Origin of the sequence: Pseudovibrio sp. W74 (assembly GCF_001623085.1) — a bacterium.
Taxonomy (GTDB): Bacteria; Pseudomonadota; Alphaproteobacteria; order Rhizobiales; family Stappiaceae; genus Pseudovibrio.
In genome coordinates, this window is sequence record NZ_LMCJ01000046.1 from 1 (window position 1) to 19528 (window position 19528).

Sequence of the window (19528 nt, forward strand, 5' to 3'; positions counted from 1 at the left end):
TCTGGATAAGCCACTTTCTTTCCGGGAAACCGGCTATCGTGCCTTATAGGCAAAAGAGGCGACGTAGTTCATTATAAGAAAGCCCGGGCAAGGCGTGTAGCTGATGCCGAAGACTCATTACTAACAAGTAGCGCAGGTATTGCCTGCCGCCTTGCTCATCCCACTTTCGGGAACCCTAGCTCAACACTGCATGAGAGGTCATGTGGTGCTATTGGTGCTTCTGCATTTCCAAAGCGTATCGCTGAAACCTGAGAAACGGTTTGAGCATAAAAATCCGCAATAGATGAAACCGCTTTATGTGGAAATACGCAGGAAATGCATCTAATGCAGACTTTGCAGGATGCCGCCTAATCGTTAGCTTGTCGTCCTGCGAAGAAGCGTGTCAGGCAAGGAGCACCCTGGATGAAACCGACAAACTCAGTATTTACCGGAATAGAAACAACGGTATTTGAGCGCATGTCGCGTCTGGCAATGGAACATCAGGCCATCAATCTGGGGCAGGGCTTTCCGGATGTAGACGGCCCGCAGGATGTGAGACAGGTTGCGGCTGACACCTTGATAGAAGGGCCAAACCAATATCCGCCCATGCTGGGCGTCCCGGCGTTGCGACAGGCCGTTGCGGACAACAACAAGCGCTTCTATGATCTGGATGTAGATTGGCAGAGCGAAGTACTCGTCACCTCAGGCGCCACTGAAGCGCTGGCAGACAGCATCTGTGCGCTGGTTGAGCCGGGTGATGAAGTCATCCTCATTGAGCCGCTTTACGATTGCTATCTCTCGCTGGTCAAACGGGCAGGCGCCACCCCGGTCTTCGTGCAGGTAACACCGCCAAACTGGGAGCTGCGCGAAGAGATATTGCGCCAGGCGTTCTCCAGCAAAACAAAGGCCATTCTGCTCAACAACCCAATGAACCCAAGCGCAAAGGTCTTCTCCACGCAGGAACTACAACTCATCGCAGACCTGTGCCTGGAGTTTGATTGCTATGCGATCTGCGATGAAGTCTACGAACACATCGTCTTTTCCGACGACAAGCACAAACCACTCATGACCCTACCGGGGATGCGTGATCGCTGCATCCGCATCGGCTCTGCGGGCAAAACGTTTTCACTGACAGGCTGGAAAGTCGGCTACATCACAGCCGATCCAAACCTGTTGGAGCCAATTGCCAAAGCGCACCAGTTCATCACCTTCACCACACCGCCAAACCTGCAAAAAGCAGTCGCCTACGGCCTGAGCAAAGAAGATGACTACTACACCTCGTTGGAAGACGACCTGAGAGCAAAGCGTGACCTGATTTCCAAACCACTTGAAGACATGGGCTTTAAGGTGCTGCCGTGCGAAGGCACCTACTTTGTCACCTGCGACTTCTCTCCACTTGGCTTCAAGGGCAATGACGTGGAGTTCTGCCAGAAAATGGTGGAACAGGCAGGTGTTGCCGCCGTTCCGATATCAGCATTTTACGGCACCAAAGGCCCACAGACCTTCGTCCGGTTCTGTTTCTGCAAAAAAGATGAAGTCCTGCAGGAAGCTCTGGGTCGTTTGCGCGTCTGGATGGGAGAACTGGCGGTTTCATAAGGGCTCGCACCAAACTGAAGACGCTGCTTCTCTGATAGGCAGTTCTGGCTTTCGGGAATACGCGTAAAAATAAAGACAAATTCGCAAAAGTAGCTCTGCGCTCAAAAATAGAGTATGCAGACGACAACTAACCGGAGCTGCTTGGTCAGGCAAGGACGACTGACAGCCTTCCGCAATTAATCAATTAGCCTGTAATCCAACCCTTGGAAGTTTGAGTGAATGGATAATCCCGTACTCGTCGAAGTGACACGTGGCACCACTGTCGAGAGCCGTCATCGTGGTTCAATCGCTATTGTTGATGCCGATGGTAAGCTGGCATTCAGCGCAGGTGACGTGGAGCAGGGCATCTTTGCGCGCTCCGCGATCAAAGCTCTTCAGGCAATTCCAATGGTGGAATCCGGCGCGGCTGAAGCCCTCGATTTTGACGATGCCGAACTGGCTCTGGCCTGCGCCTCCCATAACGGCGAAGAGACCCATGCCAACTCCGCACGCATCATGCTCTTCAAAGCGGGCCTGACAGAAGAAGACCTGCTGTGTGGCGCACAATGGCCAAAGCACATGGATGATTGCGTTGGCCTTGTGAAGACCGATGACAGCCCATGCCAGCTGCACAACAACTGTTCTGGCAAGCATGCCGGCTTCCTGGCCATGGCCAAGACCCTCGGCATTCCAACCGAAAACTACATCGATTTTGATCACCCTGTTCAGATGGAAATCCGCAACGTTCTGGAACAGATGAGCGGTGGTATTCTGGCCCGTGATGTATGTGGCACAGATGGCTGTTCCATCCCGACCTACGCCATGGACCAACAGAAAACAGCGCTGGCCTTTGCCCGCTTTGCAACAGGTGTTGGCCTCGATCCGGTCCGCGCCAGTGCAGCGGAAACGCTCTACGAGGCGTGCGTCAACGAGCCATACATGGTCGCGGGCAAAAACCGCTTCTGCACCGAGATCATGGATATCTTCAAAGGTCGCGTCTTCGTAAAAGTTGGCGCAGAGGGTGTCTTCTGTGCAGCCTTGCCAGAGCTTGGCTTCGGCGTGACGCTGAAATGTGAAGACGGCTCCGTGCGCGGTGCTGAGGTGATGATGGCATCCACCATCAGATCGCTTCTGGATATTTCTGATGAAGAAGAAAAAGGCCTGAACGCCTGGGAACACCAGCAGTTGAAGAACCGCCGCGATGTTCTCGTCGGCGAAGTACGCCCTGTTGCAGACTTCAAGCGTCTTCTGAACGCCATGTGATGCAAGGCAGGGGCTCCGTCTCCTGCCGCCTCACCTAAACTGCACTGACAAGATTGTCTGTCACACGAATGGAGTGTGGCAGATCCTCCGTTGAAACTGCCAGATCGCCGCTCACCTGTTCATCCCATTTGAAGCCAGCGATATTCACGGCGCAGTCTGCAATGATATTCTGGGAAATGAGCGCAATTTGTCCTTCAGCTGCAAAGCTGACGGCAATGCCAACCGGGGCAGAGCGCACATTATTTTGAGCTGCAATCAAATTACGCATATACGGCCCCCAACCCAGATTAATGCCAATAACCCGCGCATCCTCGACAACATTGCCAGTCACACTGGTATCTGCCTCAACCGCAATACCAACCCCAAAGGTTGGATTGTCCTTCGCATAAGGCCCAGTGCCAGTAATGTCGCGCAATACATTGTTGGAGCACACGGCCAGACGACCACCCTCACGGAAGTTGGTAATGGAAATCCCGTTAGCCGCTGTTTCAATCAGGTTATTACTGACAATCGCGCCCTGAAAACCGAACTCGACAAACAAAGCCACCTCGCCAGAACGATGACAGGTGTTGCCAAGCACTTGAACATTAGACGCAGCATTGGCTCTGATTGCTGAGAACTTGCAGTCACTCACCTTGTTGTTGGAGATGGTGACATTATCCGCCCGAAACACATTGATGCCATTGCCATTCTGGCCAGTCCCGCCACTTCGTGCCGCGATGTTGGAGATTTGGTTGCCCGCAATGATCGAGCCATCATGCCCTTCTGACCACCGATGCACCAGAATACCGCCATTGCCACAATCAGAAACGATATTCCCCTCAATCCGAAGTGCACTAGCATTGTAGCTGAGAAGAGCAACATCTTCGATTGCATGTATGTGGTTACCAATAACAGAGCCTGAACACTGCTCCAGCACCAGACCAGACTTGCTGCTCTTGGTTATTTCGCAGGAATTGAGAACAAGCCGCTCACACTGAGAAAACCACAGCAGCGCCGAAGCCTCTTCAGAAAGAGAGAGGGCATTGCCATCAAAAATAAGATCGCTCAGGCAAATACGATCAGCCTGAATACCCTGCAGAAGAGGGCCACTTCCATTAAGCACCAGACGTGTATGTCCGGGCACGCCGCGCAAGCTCAGCCCACTGGGCAGAGAGAGATTCGAACAGAAGAAATTGCCAGCACCAAGCTGAAGGATCTGCCCTTGCGCTGCGGTCTCATTCATCGCGGCTTGCAGTGTGTAAGAGATATCTTGCTGCAAAGGAGATGCAGGAAACTCCACAATCACCGGCTTCAAAGGCATTGCCGCCTGCGCGTCCTGAGCAGCCACAAGCGTTCCAGTTCCGGCAATGACACCAGCACCAAGAAGGGCACGTCGTGAAAGTCTCTCTTGATCCTCAGTCATTTTGTCCCCCAACGCTGGTTTAAATACCGAACAAGCTCGCCAGCTTACTCGCCGCAGCCGTTGCGGGCAGATTGCCGGATTTCACCGCGCTTTCAACATCAGGCAGCGCCGCTTGAATGTCCGGGTTTGCCTTCAAAGCCGCCTGAAGCTTCTCGTTCAGCAAGCCCCACATCCATGCAAGCTGCTGTTCAGCACGTTTGCTGTCCCAGTCACCGCTCGCCTGCATCCGTTCTTTGAAGATGCCGAGCTGTCCCCACACCTCATCAAGGCCTTCATTGGCAAGGCCGGAAACCGTCAGGACTGGAGGAGACCAGTGCTTGGATCGCGGTGCAAGAATATTGAGGGCGGCACGATACTCAGATGCCGCAGACCGCGCCCGCAGCAGCCCGTCACCTTCTGCCTTGTTCACGGCAATAAGGTCGGCAATCTCCAGCACGCCCTTCTTGATCCCCTGCAGCTCATCCCCAGCACCCGGCAGCATCAGCACGAGAAAGAAATCAACCATCTGCGCAACGGTCGTCTCGGACTGCCCGATGCCCACAGTCTCAACCAGGATCACATCAAACCCAGCCGCCTCACACAAAAGCATGCTCTCGCGGGTTTTGGCAGCAACACCGCCAAGTGTACCGGCTGAAGGAGAAGGACGGATGAAGGCATTACGATCTATAGCCAACTGGGCCATACGGGTCTTATCACCCAAAATAGAACCGCCAGTGCGCGTTGAAGATGGATCAACAGCCAGCACTGCCACTTTGTGCCCGGCTGCTGTGAGATTGGAGCCAAAGGTGTCAATGGTGGTGGATTTGCCAACGCCTGGAACGCCAGTGATACCAATGCGGAATGCATTCCCGGTGGAGCCCATCACCTTGGTCAGCAGCGCTTCGGCTTGCTCACGATGCGCTGGCTTCTTGGATTCAACAAGCGTTATACCACGAGCAAGCGCAGCACGCTGCCCATTCAGCAGCCGCTCGGCAAGATCATCAATGTTGTCTCTGGAAGAAGCGAGGCGTGCATTCATTCAAATAAATCCGGTCAGAAGAATCTCTCCTGCCAACCTTGAACAGATGACGCCCCTTTGCAAGTCAGCGACTTGGAGAAGTTGTGGGGCAGAGCAGAACCCTGCGCCAGTTCTTCAGGAAGGATACGCAAAGAAAAACGCGTTAGCGATAGGTGACAGCAGTACCGGTTGCGGTCACCATCAGCATAGAACCGTTGCTGCCAACAGTCTCATAATCGATGTCGATGCCAATCACAGCATTTGCGCCATAGCGAGCCGCTTCCTCAGTCATCTCATGCAGTGCAATCTGGCGGGCTTTCTTCAGCTCACCCTCATAGGCGCCGGAACGACCACCGACGATGTCGCGAATACCGGCAAACAGGTCTTTAAAGACGTTCGCACCCAGAATTGCTTCACCGTGAACAATTCCCTTGTAGTCGGAAATCTCTTTGCCATCGAGAGTGTTAGTGGTCGTAGTAAGCATATGTCATCCTCAAATCCGTGCCGTGGCCCTCAGCCAGACACACATCAATCCGTTCAATCAAAACCAACAAGCTATGATCAAAGTGCCCGAGCCCATAAAACGTATGGGCGCTTATCTCATGTAGGAAAGGATCTTTAAATTTCCAGAGCTTGCAATTTGCGCCCGCAATTTTGGTAAGACAACTCCAACAAGCATCAGCAAACTCGCGATGGCATGTATGTCATGCAGGACTACCTGATCTTCCCAGCTTTCTGGAAACTGGTAAACTTTTCGCAATAGTCTGGATGCCAACGTGAAAGAGCCGGGCGGTTTTCGATAATATCACCAGCTGCCCAGGCGATCCGTAGCTTGTCGGTGTTGGAGTCTACAGCATTGTCGGGACACAGAATATAAAAGTCACCTTCAGCCATACGCTGGAGGAAGTAGTCAACCGTTTGCTCGCTGGTCCACGCATCCTTCGGCTTATCCGGGTATTGGGCCATGTTTATACCCGTGTGAGTAAAGCCTGGTACAAAGAGGTGCACTGAAATAGGCGCATTTGCCTCTCTGAGCTCATGGCAAAGCTGTTCACTTATGACTTTAACGCCTGCCTTGGTCGTGTTGTAGGCAGGATTGCCGGGAGGTGTCGTGATCCCTTGTTTTGAGCCTGTGTTGACCACAACAGACGGGCGGTTTGCGTCCACCATGCGCGGCAGGAAAGCATGAACGCCGTGGATTACACCAAACAGATTGACCGAGATGAGCTGCCGCCAATTCTCCATCTCATCCCAGCTTGAAGATGGAATTTCAATCCCGGCATTGTTCATAAGAACGGCCACATCACCAGCTTGAAAGGCTTTGTCGGCCAAGGCTTTCACCTGGCTCTCATCAGAGACATCTGTGGGAACACCAAACACGCTCGCAGAACTGGAAGCAACAGCGCGAACGTCCTTTACAGCTTCCTCAAGTCGCGGTCCGGGCAGATCTGCAAGAACTACGCCTAATCCCTGTTGGGCAAACCGAAGGGCAGATGCTTTGCCGACACCACTTGCTGCACCAGTAACGACCGCTAAACCACCGAGTTCAAGAGCTTCTTTAAACATTGTTGTTCGCCTCATGACTGGAAGTTCTATTATGGAAAGAGACCTGCTCTTTCTACCTCACCTGTATGAGCTTTATTCATTAAGGGTTCATTGCAGCACAGATCGCACGCATCTGACAGCCGGTCTGTCACGACCATCTGGCGCAGCAGGAGATAACGAATTTTGGGGGAGGTGTTCGGGCAAAGCTGACTTGCCTATCTACCAATAGGGTTCAGCGATGTTGAAGAGCCTGAAGGCGAGAACAAAAGTCTCGCCTTCAGGCTTCACTATAAATAGTCATCAACTGCGGGAGTGCTTGTCAGCTCTCACTCTGCCGCTTGCTGCGGCTCGTAGCCAAGCTTGCCATTGAGCTCGTGGATGAGCCCTTCGGCGGCCTCGGAGATTACAGTCCCTGGAGGGAAGATCGCTGAGGCACCAGATGCATAAAGCTCGTCATAATCCTGCGGAGGCACCACGCCGCCCACAACAATCATGATGTCCTCGCGTCCCTCATCAGCCAGTGCTTTCTTCAAAGCAGGGACGAGGGTGAGGTGACCTGCGGCAAGGGAGGAAACGCCAACAATATGAACGTCGTTTTCAACCGCCTGACGGGCTGCTTCTTCAGGTGTGGCGAACAAGGGGCCGATATCTACATCAAAGCCAAGATCAGCGAAGGCAGAGGCGATCACCTTTTGCCCACGGTCATGACCATCCTGCCCCATCTTGGCAACAAGAATACGCGGACGACGACCGTCATTTTCTTCAAACGCCTCAACCAGCTGCTCAATTTTGGAGATGCTCTCAGACATTTCACCAACCTCGCGCTTGTAAACGCCAGCAATGGATTTGATTTCCGCTTTATGGCGACCAAACGCATTTTCCATTGCCAGAGACATTTCACCAACAGAAGCTTTCACACGCGCAGCCTTCACGCAAAGGTCGAGCAAATTGCCTTCGCCGGAGCGAGCTGCATCCTCAAGAGCCTTAAGCGCGGCCTGAGTTTCCTCTTCGTTGCGCTCTTCACGCAAACGGTTCAGCTTCTCAATCTGCTTGGCGCGAACCTCTTCATTGTCCACTTTCAGAACTTCAAGTTCTTCTTCGCGGTCAGGGCGGAACTTGTTCACGCCAACAACGGTCTGGTGGCCGCTGTCAATGCGGGCCTGCGTTTTTGCAGCAGCTTCTTCAATACGAAGCTTCGGAATGCCTTTCTCAATGGCTTTCGCCATACCGCCAAGGCTTTCAATCTCTTCAATGTGCTTCAGTGCTTTGGAGGCCAGATCAGCGGTCAAGCGCTCAACATAGTAGGAGCCACCCCATGGATCGATGGTCTTGGTGGTACCGCTTTCCTGCTGCAGGAACAGCTGAGTGTTACGTGCAATCCGAGCAGAAAAGTCAGTCGGCAGCGCCAAAGCTTCATCCAAAGCATTGGTATGCAGAGATTGTGTATGCCCCTGTGTTGCTGCCATAGCTTCAACGGTGGTGCGGATGACGTTGTTGAACACATCCTGTGCCGTCAAAGACCAGCCGGAGGTCTGCGAGTGTGTCCGCAGCGACAGGCTCTTCGGGTTCTTCGGCTGGAAGTTCTCCTGCATCAGCTTTGCCCAGATCAGGCGTGCTGCACGCAGTTTGGCAACTTCCATGAAGAAGTTCATACCAATCGCCCAGAAGAAGGACAGGCGAGGGGCAAAAGCATCAATATCCATGCCTGCTGCCACACCAGCGCGGGCATATTCAATGCCATCCGCAATGGTAAAGGCCAGCTCCAGATCAGCCGTCGCACCTGCTTCCTGCATGTGATAACCGGAAATGGAGATCGAGTTGAATTTCGGCATATTTTCCGATGTATAGGCAAAAATATCGGAGATGATGCGCATGGAAGGCACGGGCGGATAAATATAGGTATTCCGCACCATGAACTCTTTCAGAATGTCATTCTGAATGGTCCCGGAAAGCTTCTCAGAAGGCACGCCTTGCTCTTCGGCAGCCACCACGTAAAGCGCCATAACGGGCAGAACCGCGCCGTTCATGGTCATGGACACACTCATCTTGTCCAGTGGAATGCCGGAAAAGAGCGTGCGCATGTCATAGATGGAGTCAATGGCAACACCCGCCATGCCCACATCACCGGCAACGCGTGGGTGATCACTGTCATACCCGCGGTGGGTTGCCAGATCGAACGCAATGGAAAGGCCTTTTTGTCCAGCAGCCAGATTGCGGCGATAGAAGGCGTTGGAATCTTCCGCAGTCGAGAACCCGGCATACTGGCGCACAGTCCATGGCTGCTGCACATACATGGTTGGGTATGGTCCGCGCATAAACGGCGGCAGACCTGGCCAGGTGTTCAGGTGCGTCAGACCATCAAGATCTTCTGGCCCATAAGCAGGCTTAACAGCAATACCTTCTGGCGTGTTCCATGTGGCTTGCGCGTCAGTGGAGGCCGACACGGCACAGTCTTTGTATTCAATCTGGGTGTAGTCAGGAAACAAGCTCATCAAATTGCCTCCACTTCATCAGCCAGCGAAACGCCAACCACTTCAAAACATGTCTTCAGTTCAGCAAGCATATCACAGCCTTGGTATATGGTTCCATCAAGGCCATTCTCAGTCAGCTCAGCAAGAAGATCCTTCGGACGTCCGGCCAGCGTAACGCGTTTAGCACCGGCAGCTTTCAGTTGTTTCAAAACGGCAACAGCCTGTTCCTCGTAAACCTTGTCAGAGGAGCACAAACACACAACCTTGGCATCGCTGATGCGGAAACAGGCGATCATGTCATCAAGGCTGTCAAACTGCTTGCCACCCCCGCTGACAAACCCACCAGTTGCATAAAAGTTGGTTGCAAATGTTGCACGAGCAGTATGCTGAGCAACCGGTCCAAGCGTTGCTAAAAAGACCTTCGGCGGATTGCCTTGCGTTTCCTGGAAAGCCTCGGCTTTGTCCCGAAGGTTTTCAAATGGTGCCGCCAGACGAGAAAGCTTCAGAGCCTGACAATCATTGTCACCCAGTTGCTTACGGCTGGCCTGAATGTCAACAAGACCGGCCCCCTCAGTCAATGCTTTGGCAACCGCCTCAAGCAACTGCCCATCTGTGCTTGGCTCTGGCAGGTCCATGCGTGTTGCGATCTCACCAATCTGGTCAGCATCCGCTTTCAGCACGTCAACATCAAGCTCGCCAAGGTTCGGGAAGGCGCTTGTGCCGGTCAACGGATGACGACCTGTTGCGACCAACTTGTCCTCTTCACGTCTGGCTGTCGTAACATCAAAATGAATTACGCCAGATGCCAGTGCTGCAAGCACCCCGCCTTCTTTCTCTATCTTCTGGAAATACGACCAAGCTGCATTGGCGAGGTCTTCAGTGCGCTCTTCAACCAAACCGCTTCCGGCTGCAGGATCGCTCACCTGCGCCAGATTGCTTTCTTCAATTAAAATGAGCTGCGTGTTTCGCGCAATACGCCGCGCGAATGCATTCGGCAAACCAAGAGCACTTGTAAATGGAAGAACGCTCACGCTGTCAGCACCGCCAATCCCGGCAGCAAACGCAGCAACTGTGGTGCGCAGCATATTCACCCAGGGATCGCGCTTGGTCATCATCCGCCAGCTGGTCTCCATATGAAGATGGAGCGGCAGGGATGGCAACTGGGCAGCATCCAGCAAACGAGACCAGATCTGGCGCATCGCACGGGCTTTGATGATGGTGCCGAACTGGTCAGCACTTGCACTCAGGCAGGCTGAAACATGTTTTGGAAGGTCTTTAGCAGGCACACCGCCTTTTTCCAGCGTACGCATATAATAGAGCAGGCTGGAAAGGATGAGGCCAAGTTCCTGAACGCTGTTGGCACCCGCATCGTGATAACAACGCCCGTCACCGCGCAAGAGACTGCCCTGAATACCGTTGTTGCGGGCGTATCCCGCAAGATCCTGAGCACGCAGTTCAAGCCGCTCAAAGGAGTTACGAACCCGCCCGGAGTTGACAAACACACTCAACGGATCGGAAACACCATGAACAGTCAGCTGGTTTGGCTCAATACCCAAACGCTTGCAGGTTTCAACGAGAAGCGCGAGCGTTGCGCTGCCTTCATAACCACATTCAAGGCGGAAATCGATCAGGTCAGGTTTGACCCCCTCAAGGAGCCTCAGCATATCATCTATGCGCTGAACACTCAGTCCGCCACTCAGAACACGCGGGGAGGCAGGAAGAACCAGCTCGATGCTGTCAGCACCGCCCTCAAGGTCTTCGAGCATCTGGGCGTTGGCCTCGGAAACGATGGGATGATCACTTCTCTGAATGATCTTCCAAGGGTGAGAGCGCTCCCTCAATTGCAGTGGAGCACTGTCCGTGCGCCCTTGGTATAATGGCTTATTCTCAAGGCCGCCGGCAATTGGTGTGTTTAATGCATCCAGTGCCGCGCCTTTGAGGGCACGCAGAGCAGATGCTTCCCAGTCGCTGTGCGTCGCTTCTAGGAAATTGCTTGGAAAATCAATGTTTTGCATGTCCATCCCATGTCCTTCTGATAACTTTATACGAAGGAACCTTTGATGGTTTCAAGCTATGCGTTAGGACGAGATTGGAAAACAACTGCCTCAAACACTGCGTAAATTGCAGAACTACTGATGTGACAATGGTTGGACAGTTTTCGCATTAGCTTAATTTATCCTAAACTTGTCGCAATTGACCCTAGGGCATGTAACGCTGTTACTATTGCCGAGAGCTAAGCAGTAGTTTCGTACTCTTACTATAGATATTTCGGAGTTTCTGCGAAATAGCTCCTAGTTAAACTGTTAGGGTAATGCGTTTCTGGGGCAACAGTGGGGCCACTATTTACAAGTACTCTGAATACTTGGAGGTCAGTTGATCTACCTCCGAAAATGAGAATGACGGTATTGCCGAGATTGCTGTAATAACAAGTGGTCTAAGAGTAATGCAAAATACAAGAGATGGTTACATCTTGTAGAAGCGAGGCAACTCAAAGAATTGCCAGCAAACTACAAAAAACAGCGATTAACAGGCGTGCAATATATTTTCTGAGCATGAGATAAGGCAACTGCCATAACTCCGCGATGATGCAGTCCTGCGCTGAATAACCATTCAAAATGAAGAGTTTTCGAATTTACCTGCGCAAACCATCGGTTTGCGAAAGTTAGTTGGCATGCCTTCGGTATGTCAGGTGGGCAAGTGCGTCTTCAATCCAGCAGCACCCGAGCGAGTGCCAGGCGGATAGAAACGGGAAGGCAGGGCAAATGAACGATACTTCAGATATCGAAGCAAAGGTAAAAGCGATTTCAGAAGCACGGGCAGCGAAACCGGTTCTGGATATTGTGGAGTCCTATTTAAGGCGACTGGGTGCGTCCCATATCCTGATCACAGGTCTACCTATGCCAAACAGGACAATTGACAGTTTGGTCCATAGGTTCAGATGGCCTGATGAAAGAAACGGCGGTGTCGAGCGGACAACGCTGAGTGCTGGTGACAGTGCGTTGATGTTGGGATTATCCGGCAACCGTCCGGTCGTCTGGTCAGTGTCCAGCACGGACACGGGCAACTCCGAGCTCTTTGCAGCAATTGGTGAAGGTGCGCGGGTCATGGTGATCCCGGTGGATGCCCTTCATCCGTTTCAGGCAATGGTGGTTGGTGCAGGGCATCAAATCGCCGCTGAACCTTATGATCTGGCATCACTGGAAATAGTATGCTCGGCAGCGTTCCGGCGCTTGTTTGAACTGGGCGTGATCTCTGATCAAAGACCGGGAGATCTGTCTGCACGCGAACGTCGTGTTCTGGAACTGACTGCGCTGGGCAAAACTGCCCATGAGATTGCGGAACTTCTGGAGATTTCACAAAGAACGGTTCATGCGCACCTGCAAAACGCAAGTGCCAAGCTCAATGCATCAAATAAGACCCACACTGTGGTTGAGGCATTGCGTTACGGGCAGATCAAAATCTGACCAAAAACGTTCTCTCAGTTCTGGTGAAAAGCAGGCTCATTTCAAATGCGTCTGCTTTTTGCGTGATTGAGTTATATGCAAAGGCGCATACTTGTGAGGGCTGATGAACCTCACAAGAGGCTTCTATGTAATTTCAGCAAGCCCTGGCACACGAGCGACGATTTCATCTGTCATTTCTGGACCGACTTTTTCGCGAGTATATTGAACGGTTTCTTTCGCGACCTGTTGAATTTCTTCAACTGAGAGGCCAAGGCTGGTCATCTCATTCAAGGCAGCCAATACGCCGACACTTGCATTCATTTTGCTGGCAAGGCCGCCCAGAAGCCCCTTGTTCTCAGTGGCTTCATCAATAGCAAGAAATCCCTCAGCAGCAGGGAAGGCCTCAAGCAATGCCTCGACTTCTTCTTTACTGCTGTTTTTGGCGATGAAATTCAACATAATCCCAACAGCAGGTTGAGCCTTCTCGGGATCCAGTCCGGTTCTTTCGGTAATGCGATCAACAAGTACGTGCATTGTAATCTCCTGTCCCCTAATGAATCTAATATAGTGATCATTGGGTGCAATGTTAGAGACAACGAAACAGGCGCAGGGCAACTCTGTGTTACCATCACTAAAGAACAGGCCTAATCCCGTGTGTTTCCTTCAAATTCTGTATCGCATGGCCTCTTAGGTGCCTTCGTTGTACAAAGTATCGCTCACGCACCTTAAAAGAGTTTAACCGACCCGCTTAAACAGTGCAGCGGAATTACAAGTGGTTACCAAGGCAAAGCCGTAGCTTTGACTTTGGAAATTATGTTAGAGCTTCTAACAGCCTCATATCTACGCAGTGACCTGCGTCCTATCCCATCTTACAGGTGATACACACGAGCCTGCACTACAAAGGAATGAACCATGTCGAATCTCGACAAAGTCCTTGATCGTATTGACCAAAATTTGGATCAAAGTCTCGATCGGTTGTTTGACCTCCTGCGCATCAAAAGCATTTCTACTGATCCTGAATATAAAGGGGATTGCCGCGAAGCAGCTGAATGGATGGCTAAAGAACTGACTGCAATTGGCATTCCTTCAGAGGTCAGAGACACCACTGGCCATCCAATGGTTGTTGGTCATCGTGTTGCTGATGGAAAGCCGGGCCCACACGTTCTGTTTTATGGTCACTATGATGTGCAGCCAGTCGATCCGATTGAGCTTTGGAACGCAGACCCGTTTGATCCGCAGATTGTTACCCGTGAAGACGGCTCTAAAATGATCGTCGCTCGTGGGGCAAATGATGACAAAGGCCAGTTGATGACCTTTGTTGAAGCTGTCCGCGCCTGGGTTGAAGAATCTGGTGATGTTCCGATCAACATCTCTGTTCTGCTCGAAGGTGAGGAAGAAAGCGGTTCTCCATCCCTTCAGCCATTCCTGGATGCAAACAAAGAAGAGTTGTCTAAAGATCTGGCACTCGTTTGTGATACCTCCATGTGGGACAAAGATACTCCTGCAATCTCCGTCATGCTGCGTGGTTTGGTTGGTGAAGAAATCACCCTGAAGGGTCCAAGCAAAGACCTTCATTCCGGTATGTATGGGGGCGCAGCACGCAACCCGCTTCACGTCCTTTCTGATATGGTTGCTGGCCTGCGCGATGAAACCGGGCGTATAACGCTTCCTGGGTTCTACGATGGCGTTCTGGAGCTGCCGGAAGACGTCAAAGAAATGTGGGACAATCTTGGCTTCTCTACTGAGGAGTTCCTCGGCGGTATCGGCCTGAAAGATCTTGGCGGGGAAAAAGACCGCTCTGGCTTGGAGCAGATCTGGGCACGCCCAACCTGTGAGGTAAACGGCTTGTGGGGCGGGTACACTGGTGCCGGCTTCAAAACAGTTATCCCTGCAGAAGCACACGCAAAAATCTCCTTCCGTCTGGTGGGCGATCAGGATCCTGAGAAAATCAGAGCTGCATTCCACTCTTACCTCAAGTCCAAAACTCCAGCGGATTTTGAGCTGGAATTGCACCCGCATGGCGGCGATCGTGCGCTGCGCATGGACTTTGACGCACCAGCTCTGGCCAAAGGCCGCGCTGCGCTCACTGCTGAATGGGACAAGCCAGCGGCTTTGGTTGGCTGCGGTGGTTCCATTCCGATTGTTGGCAGCTTCAAGCGTACGCTCGACATGGACAGCCTGCTGATCGGCTTCGGTCTGGATGAAGACCAGATTCACTCACCAAACGAAAAGTACGAGCTGAAGAGCTTCCACAAAGGCATCCGTTCCTGGGCGCGTGTTCTGGAAGAGCTGGCGAAGTAATAAGCCATTGAAAATTTCTGGCTCTGGACTGTTTAGTTCAGAGCCAGAAGCTTTGAATTGAAGTTGTATTTTGGGCTCAGCCGACTGGAGAATTGAAATGGCATCTATCTGCGTGTTTTGCGGATCATCAATCGGGAAACGTCCGGAATATGAAGCTGCCGCCCGCGTTTTGGGCACCGAAATTGCTAAGCGTGGCAATCGTCTCGTTTATGGTGGTGCTGAGGTCGGATTGATGGGTGTCGTTGCAAATGCAGCGCTGGAAGCTGGCGGTGAAGTCGTTGGTGTCTTGCCAGAAGCACTTGCAGCAAAAGAACTGGCACACAGATCCCTGACGGATCTCCACATTGTCGGCTCTATGCACGAGCGTAAAGCGATGATGGCTGATCTGTCTGATGCGTTTGTGGCACTGCCAGGCGGCATAGGCACTATGGAAGAGCTCTTTGAGGTTTGGACATGGGGGCAGCTCGGCTACCACAACAAGCCATGCGGTCTATACAACGCAAACGGTTTTTACGGGCGCATGCTGGCATTTCTGGACTTCATGGAAGAAGAAGCGTTCATGAAGAAAACACATCGTGAGATGCTGTTGGTTGGTGACAATCCGACCCAGCTGCTGGATCAGATTGAAAACTATCAGGCGCCGATTGGCCATAAGTGGATCACGCGCGCTGAAACTTGATGGTTTGACACTCTGCAGGACTGAATATCGCTTGATTAAAGCATGATGTGCGAATGAAAATAAGCGTAGCATGCTCTAGTCCTGCAGATACCGTGGAAGGCGAGAAGGTTCGTTTGTCAGGTAAAGTGCAGCCAGCAAAAAGACGAAGCCAACGGCCTGCCCAACACCTAAAGGTTCAGTAAAGACCCAATACCCTGTCAGGATAGCCAATCCAAACTCAATGAAACCGGTGGTATAGGCTGTCTTCCTGCCAGACTTGTCAGAACTTCCATAGGCAAGCAAAAGCTGTGGCAACAATCCTGCAATCAGTGCCAGCCCTAGAATTGGCAAGGTGCTCGGCATGGAACCTTCACCATGCCACACCTTGAGTTCGACAAGAGCAAAAGGAACTGCTGTCAAAACCGCCCCGGCAAAAATACAGGCGGCAATGGACAAAGAAGGCAGGTAACTCGGCGTTTTACGGCTAACCATCTGCAAACCGCCATAGCACAATGGTCCAATCAACCCGATTGCAACTGCAATAAAATCCACATCAGGCAAAGGTGTTGAGGCAATGATAATCAGCAGTGCGCCAAACACCAGTCCTAGTGTGAGCTTGTCACTGCTTCTCAATTTTTCGCCGCCAAGAGCTCTTAGTATCACCAGAAGCGCAGGATAGGAGAAGAACAGACTAGCTGCCAGATAGATCGGTAGCATGCTCAGAGCATAAAAATAGCTCCATGCCCCAAGACCCATAATCATTCCGAACAGCACATAATGTCGGCTGCTTGGGCCGGATTTAAGCGCTTGTGGCAGGTAAGGAGCAAGCAACACGGCTGGCAAAATGTAACGCAAGAGAACTGCAGCGCCGGGTGAAATGCCAGCAGCAAAGCCAATCTTTGCAAAATACGGGATGCTTCCGAAACAGACGGCACCCAAACCCAATGCAACCAGGCTCACAAGCGCGTGGCCTTTGCTTCCACTTTTAAATCCATGAAACATGAAGTCTAAGTAACGCCGATTGCTTCTACTCTGAAATTGGTTTTGGCCTCAAAGCCGCCACAAATATGAAACCTGCACGGGCTAAGAGCAAGTTTATTCGCTGAGCCAGCTGAGTTTGAGCTCAGATGGCCACAGAAAATAGGCCTGTAATGAGGTTTATGCCAATTCAGGGTCAGGTGCACTCAAGGTTCAACCCAACGCAGGAAGCCCACTCAGGTCTTTCAAAACAGCCGATGGCGCCAGGTCTGCATATTCGTCCGGCATCTGGGAGCGATTAATCCAGACCGTCCGCATACCGTACTTTGTTGCACCTGCGATATCCCAGCGGTTGCTGGACTGGAATGAAATCGCTTCTGGATACATACGAAAATGAGTTGTCACAAGATCATAAACATCTGGATGCGGCTTGTAGGTTTGCACCGGATCAACTGAGAAGACCTCGTCAAAAGAATCCGTGATACCAGCGTTTTTAAGAGCGCCATCCATCATCTTCATAGGAGCGTTTGAAAGGATCGCAAGCTTGGAACCGCGTTCGCGCAGATCTTTCAGCAGCTGAGGGACTTCCGGATAGCAATCTAATTCCCAATACGCGGCCAACAGCTCATCGCGTGCGCTTTTGTTTGCTTCTGGTACAAGCGCAAATGCAGTGTCCAGAGCCTGAACTGTCAGCTCCCAGAAATCTACATACTGCCCCATAAGAGAACGAACCCAGGAGTATTCCAGCTGCTTCTCACGCCAGATGGATGAGAGCTTTTTGCCTTCAGGACCCACAGCACCCATGTGTTTTCTGGCGGCAGCATGCACGTCAAAAAGAGTTCCATAGGCATCAAAAACATAAACTGAGTGGCTCATCTCTGCTCTCCGGCTTTGCACCAAGCGTCAAGATTGGCAAATTCCAATACCTCTAAGAAAGCGATGTCATGCGTGTTCGTCAAGGCATGGTAAATACGTGCCCCCTATGCTTTGGGCGCAAAAATTTAACAATTGTTCCATGAAAACAACATTTCACTCCAAAATTGCTCGTACACGCACAAAACACGGCCAGAATCTTTAGCCAGCTCTCACAAAGGTTGCGGCAATCTCAAAAGTCCTCAAAACACGATTGCGTTAAAACTGTGCAAAAGAACAAAGAAGAGGCGTCAAGCCTAAAAACTACACGCAAGTCACAAGCCGCAATCTAATTGCGTTTTCTCACTATTTATTCGCGCGCAGTGACATTTAGTTGCGCTTCAGAGCTAAAATAGCTGCGGGATATAACTTTGAGCACGTTTGTGTTGGGCGTGATGACCGCACCTTGGTGCTTTGTCTTCTTTGTCGAGAGTATGGTTGACCCCATTTGAATTCTCAGGTCGACTGACAATAGATAATTGGGCGGGGCCTTTCAGGCTCATAAGCCGACTTTTGAGGAGAGATTAATTATGGCCGAAATGTCGAAGACTCGGACATGGGTTGAAGGCAAATGGTACGAGGGCAATCCACCACTGATCGGTCCGCGTACGCATTCTTTTTGGTTGGGTTCGAACGTATTTGATGGTGCCCGTGGATTTGAAGGCGTTATGCCTGACCTTGACTTGCATTGTGAACGCCTGAACCGGTCTGCCGTAAACCTTGGTATGAAACCAACCATGCGCTTTGAAGAGATGGTTGAACTCGCGACAGAAGGCATGACCAAGTTTGAAGCGGACGAAGCAGTTTACATCCGTCCGATGTACTGGGCTGAACACGATGGTCCTGGCATCATTGACGGTGATCCGGACTCTACTCGTTTCTGCATGTGCCTGTTTGAAGCTCCAATGCCGCCCAAAGGTGCTTCCAACAGCCTGACATTGTCTCCATTCCGCCGGCCAACAATGGAATCCATGCCAGTGAATGCGAAAGCTGGCTGCTTGTACCCAAACAATGCACGTGCATCGCGCGAAGCAAAGTCTCGTGGCTTTGACAATGCGATCATGCTGGATGCTCTGGGCAATGTTGCAGAGCTGACCTCAGCCAACATCTTCATGGTCAAGGATGGTGAGGTGCTTACCCCTTACTGGAATGGCACCTTCCTGAATGGCATCACCCGCCAGCGCATTATCAAACTGCTCAGCAGTGCTGGCTATAATGTGCATGAAACAACGCTGACCTTTAAGGACTTCCTTGAAGCGGATGAGATCTTCTCGACTGGCAATTATGGCAAGGTGGTTCCAGTTCACAAACTGGAAGATCGCACAATGGATCATGGTCCTGTTGCTGCCAAAGCAAGAGAATTCTATTGGGAGTTTGCGCACGCTAAAGTGCCTGCATAACCCCATAGGGATTGTTTGTTTTAAAGGGAGGCTGTCGCCTCCCTTTTTTATGCCGGTGTGAAACGCTTGATCGTGAGCAAAGCAGCAAGAATGAGAGCACCAGCAGCCACAAGCGAGGCGAGCAAAAAGTCGCCGTTCAGTTCATAGAGATAACCGGCAAAGCTCGGGCCAAACATCTGGCCTAAACCGAAGGCAGCGGTCATCAGGCCGACAATTTGGCGAGGGTTAGAACTTGCAAGACGACGCGCCTCAACAAGCCCGATCGATGTAATGCCAACAAACGTCCCACCCAACAGGATTGCAGCTGCTGAAAGCCCGGCGATAGTCGGCGTCAGAACACTCAAAGCCACGCCAATGGCTTCAAGTGTGCAGGCGACTGCAATTGCACGGCCATAACCGATACAGACTGCCAGTTTCTCCCAAAAGAAAACGGAAGGGATGATCGCAAGTCCAACAAGCAGCCAACCAAGGGATTTCATTGGCGCCAGCTCAGGCGTCGAACTAGCCAATGCGCCGAGGAATGTGGCGGTGATGACGTAGCCAAAACCGAAGCTGCCGTAAGCAAAGATCAATCGCCACGCGCTCAGGTTCAGTGGCTTGG

16 protein-coding genes are annotated in these 19528 nt (G+C 51.8%); 6 read left to right on the forward strand and 10 right to left on the reverse strand.

Going from position 1 to position 19528, the window contains the following annotated elements:
- Window positions 1-402 precede the first annotated feature (402 nt).
- Window positions 403-1575, forward strand: a complete 1173-nt coding sequence (locus tag PsW74_RS20280) for an aminotransferase (protein WP_063288142.1) — start codon at window positions 403-405, stop codon at window positions 1573-1575.
- Between the two features lie 219 nt (window positions 1576-1794).
- A complete protein-coding gene (locus PsW74_RS20285) occupies window positions 1795-2817 on the forward strand; it encodes an asparaginase (RefSeq protein ID WP_063288143.1) in 1023 nt (340 codons plus the stop codon).
- A gap of 34 nt (window positions 2818-2851) precedes the next feature.
- Here the strand turns inward: PsW74_RS20285 and PsW74_RS20290 are convergent, their stop codons facing one another.
- From PsW74_RS20290 to PsW74_RS20315, 6 genes are all read right to left on the reverse strand, one after another.
- The gene (locus PsW74_RS20290) at window positions 2852-4222 is read right to left on the reverse strand and encodes a TIGR03808 family TAT-translocated repetitive protein (RefSeq protein WP_063288144.1); all 1371 of its coding nucleotides are present in this window, start codon (window positions 4220-4222) and stop codon (window positions 2852-2854) included.
- Window positions 4223-4241: 19 nt separating this feature from the next.
- Window positions 4242-5240, reverse strand: coding sequence for a methylmalonyl Co-A mutase-associated GTPase MeaB (gene meaB, locus PsW74_RS20295; RefSeq protein WP_057465849.1), 999 nt, complete (start codon window positions 5238-5240; stop codon window positions 4242-4244).
- A gap of 142 nt (window positions 5241-5382) precedes the next feature.
- On the reverse strand, window positions 5383-5703 hold the full coding sequence (locus tag PsW74_RS20300; protein ID WP_057465850.1) for a heavy metal-binding domain-containing protein: 321 nt from the start codon (window positions 5701-5703) through the stop codon (window positions 5383-5385).
- 230 nt (window positions 5704-5933) lie between these two features.
- Window positions 5934-6785 (reverse strand): SDR family NAD(P)-dependent oxidoreductase, encoded by an 852-nt coding sequence (locus PsW74_RS20305; RefSeq protein ID WP_063288145.1) that lies wholly within the window; start codon window positions 6783-6785, stop codon window positions 5934-5936.
- A 305-nt stretch (window positions 6786-7090) separates the two neighbouring features.
- Window positions 7091-9256, reverse strand: a complete 2166-nt coding sequence (gene scpA, locus PsW74_RS20310) for a methylmalonyl-CoA mutase (protein ID WP_063288146.1) — start codon at window positions 9254-9256, stop codon at window positions 7091-7093.
- The gene (locus PsW74_RS20315) at window positions 9256-11250 is read right to left on the reverse strand and encodes a methylmalonyl-CoA mutase family protein (protein WP_208988078.1); all 1995 of its coding nucleotides are present in this window, start codon (window positions 11248-11250) and stop codon (window positions 9256-9258) included. The genes scpA and PsW74_RS20315 overlap by 1 nt, the downstream gene beginning before the upstream one ends.
- A 747-nt stretch (window positions 11251-11997) precedes the next feature.
- Between PsW74_RS20315 and PsW74_RS29910 the strand changes: the two genes are divergently transcribed.
- Window positions 11998-12699, forward strand: coding sequence for a LuxR C-terminal-related transcriptional regulator (locus tag PsW74_RS29910; RefSeq protein ID WP_057465853.1), 702 nt, complete (start codon window positions 11998-12000; stop codon window positions 12697-12699).
- Between the two features lie 123 nt (window positions 12700-12822).
- On the opposite strand, the gene PsW74_RS20325 is transcribed toward PsW74_RS29910, so the two are convergent.
- A complete protein-coding gene (locus tag PsW74_RS20325) occupies window positions 12823-13212 on the reverse strand; it encodes a DUF2780 domain-containing protein (protein WP_082597153.1) in 390 nt (129 codons plus the stop codon).
- A gap of 378 nt (window positions 13213-13590) precedes the next feature.
- On the opposite strand from PsW74_RS20325, the gene PsW74_RS20330 reads away from it, so the two are divergent.
- Together PsW74_RS20330 and PsW74_RS20335 are read left to right on the forward strand one after the other, a co-directional pair.
- Entirely contained in the window at window positions 13591-14979 is a 1389-nt protein-coding gene (locus PsW74_RS20330) for a dipeptidase (RefSeq protein WP_063288148.1), read from the forward strand.
- A 97-nt stretch (window positions 14980-15076) separates the two neighbouring features.
- Window positions 15077-15658 (forward strand): TIGR00730 family Rossman fold protein, encoded by a 582-nt coding sequence (locus PsW74_RS20335; protein ID WP_063288149.1) that lies wholly within the window; start codon window positions 15077-15079, stop codon window positions 15656-15658.
- Between the two features lie 75 nt (window positions 15659-15733).
- Here PsW74_RS20335 and PsW74_RS20340 read toward each other — a convergent pair whose 3' ends face one another.
- Window positions 15734-16597 carry a DMT family transporter gene (locus PsW74_RS20340; protein WP_208988079.1) on the reverse strand — a complete coding sequence of 288 codons (864 nt, stop codon included), beginning with the start codon at window positions 16595-16597 and terminating at the stop codon, window positions 15734-15736.
- 231 nt (window positions 16598-16828) lie between these two features.
- The gene (locus PsW74_RS20345; protein ID WP_057465857.1) at window positions 16829-17491 is read right to left on the reverse strand and encodes a haloacid dehalogenase type II; all 663 of its coding nucleotides are present in this window, start codon (window positions 17489-17491) and stop codon (window positions 16829-16831) included.
- 566 nt (window positions 17492-18057) lie between these two features.
- Between PsW74_RS20345 and PsW74_RS20350 the strand changes: the two genes are divergently transcribed.
- Window positions 18058-18927: a branched-chain amino acid aminotransferase gene (locus tag PsW74_RS20350; protein WP_063288151.1), complete on the forward strand. Its 870-nt coding sequence runs from the start codon at window positions 18058-18060 to the stop codon at window positions 18925-18927.
- A gap of 47 nt (window positions 18928-18974) precedes the next feature.
- Here the strand turns inward: PsW74_RS20350 and PsW74_RS29455 are convergent.
- Window positions 18975-19528: YbfB/YjiJ family MFS transporter (locus tag PsW74_RS29455; protein ID WP_208988080.1), on the reverse strand; the 554-nt coding region annotated here is incomplete at its 5' end.

Bases quoted from the DNA above. Each gene is read 5' to 3' on its own strand.
- PsW74_RS20280 (WP_063288142.1), top strand. From the start codon at position 403: ATGAAACCGACAAACTCAGTATTTACCGGAATAGAAACAACGGTATTT.
- PsW74_RS20285 (WP_063288143.1), top strand. From the start codon at position 1,795: ATGGATAATCCCGTACTCGTCGAAGTGACACGTGGCACCACTGTCGAG.
- PsW74_RS20290 (WP_063288144.1), bottom strand. From the start codon at position 4,222: ATGACTGAGGATCAAGAGAGACTTTCACGACGTGCCCTTCTTGGTGCT.
- meaB (WP_057465849.1), bottom strand. From the start codon at position 5,240: ATGAATGCACGCCTCGCTTCTTCCAGAGACAACATTGATGATCTTGCC.
- PsW74_RS20300 (WP_057465850.1), bottom strand. From the start codon at position 5,703: ATGCTTACTACGACCACTAACACTCTCGATGGCAAAGAGATTTCCGAC.
- PsW74_RS20305 (WP_063288145.1), bottom strand. From the start codon at position 6,785: ATGTTTAAAGAAGCTCTTGAACTCGGTGGTTTAGCGGTCGTTACTGGT.
- scpA (WP_063288146.1), bottom strand. From the start codon at position 9,256: ATGAGCTTGTTTCCTGACTACACCCAGATTGAATACAAAGACTGTGCC.
- PsW74_RS20315 (WP_208988078.1), bottom strand. From the start codon at position 11,250: ATGCAAAACATTGATTTTCCAAGCAATTTCCTAGAAGCGACGCACAGC.
- PsW74_RS29910 (WP_057465853.1), top strand. From the start codon at position 11,998: ATGAACGATACTTCAGATATCGAAGCAAAGGTAAAAGCGATTTCAGAA.
- PsW74_RS20325 (WP_082597153.1), bottom strand. From the start codon at position 13,212: ATGCACGTACTTGTTGATCGCATTACCGAAAGAACCGGACTGGATCCC.
- PsW74_RS20330 (WP_063288148.1), top strand. From the start codon at position 13,591: ATGTCGAATCTCGACAAAGTCCTTGATCGTATTGACCAAAATTTGGAT.
- PsW74_RS20335 (WP_063288149.1), top strand. From the start codon at position 15,077: ATGGCATCTATCTGCGTGTTTTGCGGATCATCAATCGGGAAACGTCCG.
- PsW74_RS20345 (WP_057465857.1), bottom strand. From the start codon at position 17,491: ATGAGCCACTCAGTTTATGTTTTTGATGCCTATGGAACTCTTTTTGAC.
- PsW74_RS20350 (WP_063288151.1), top strand. From the start codon at position 18,058: ATGGCCGAAATGTCGAAGACTCGGACATGGGTTGAAGGCAAATGGTAC.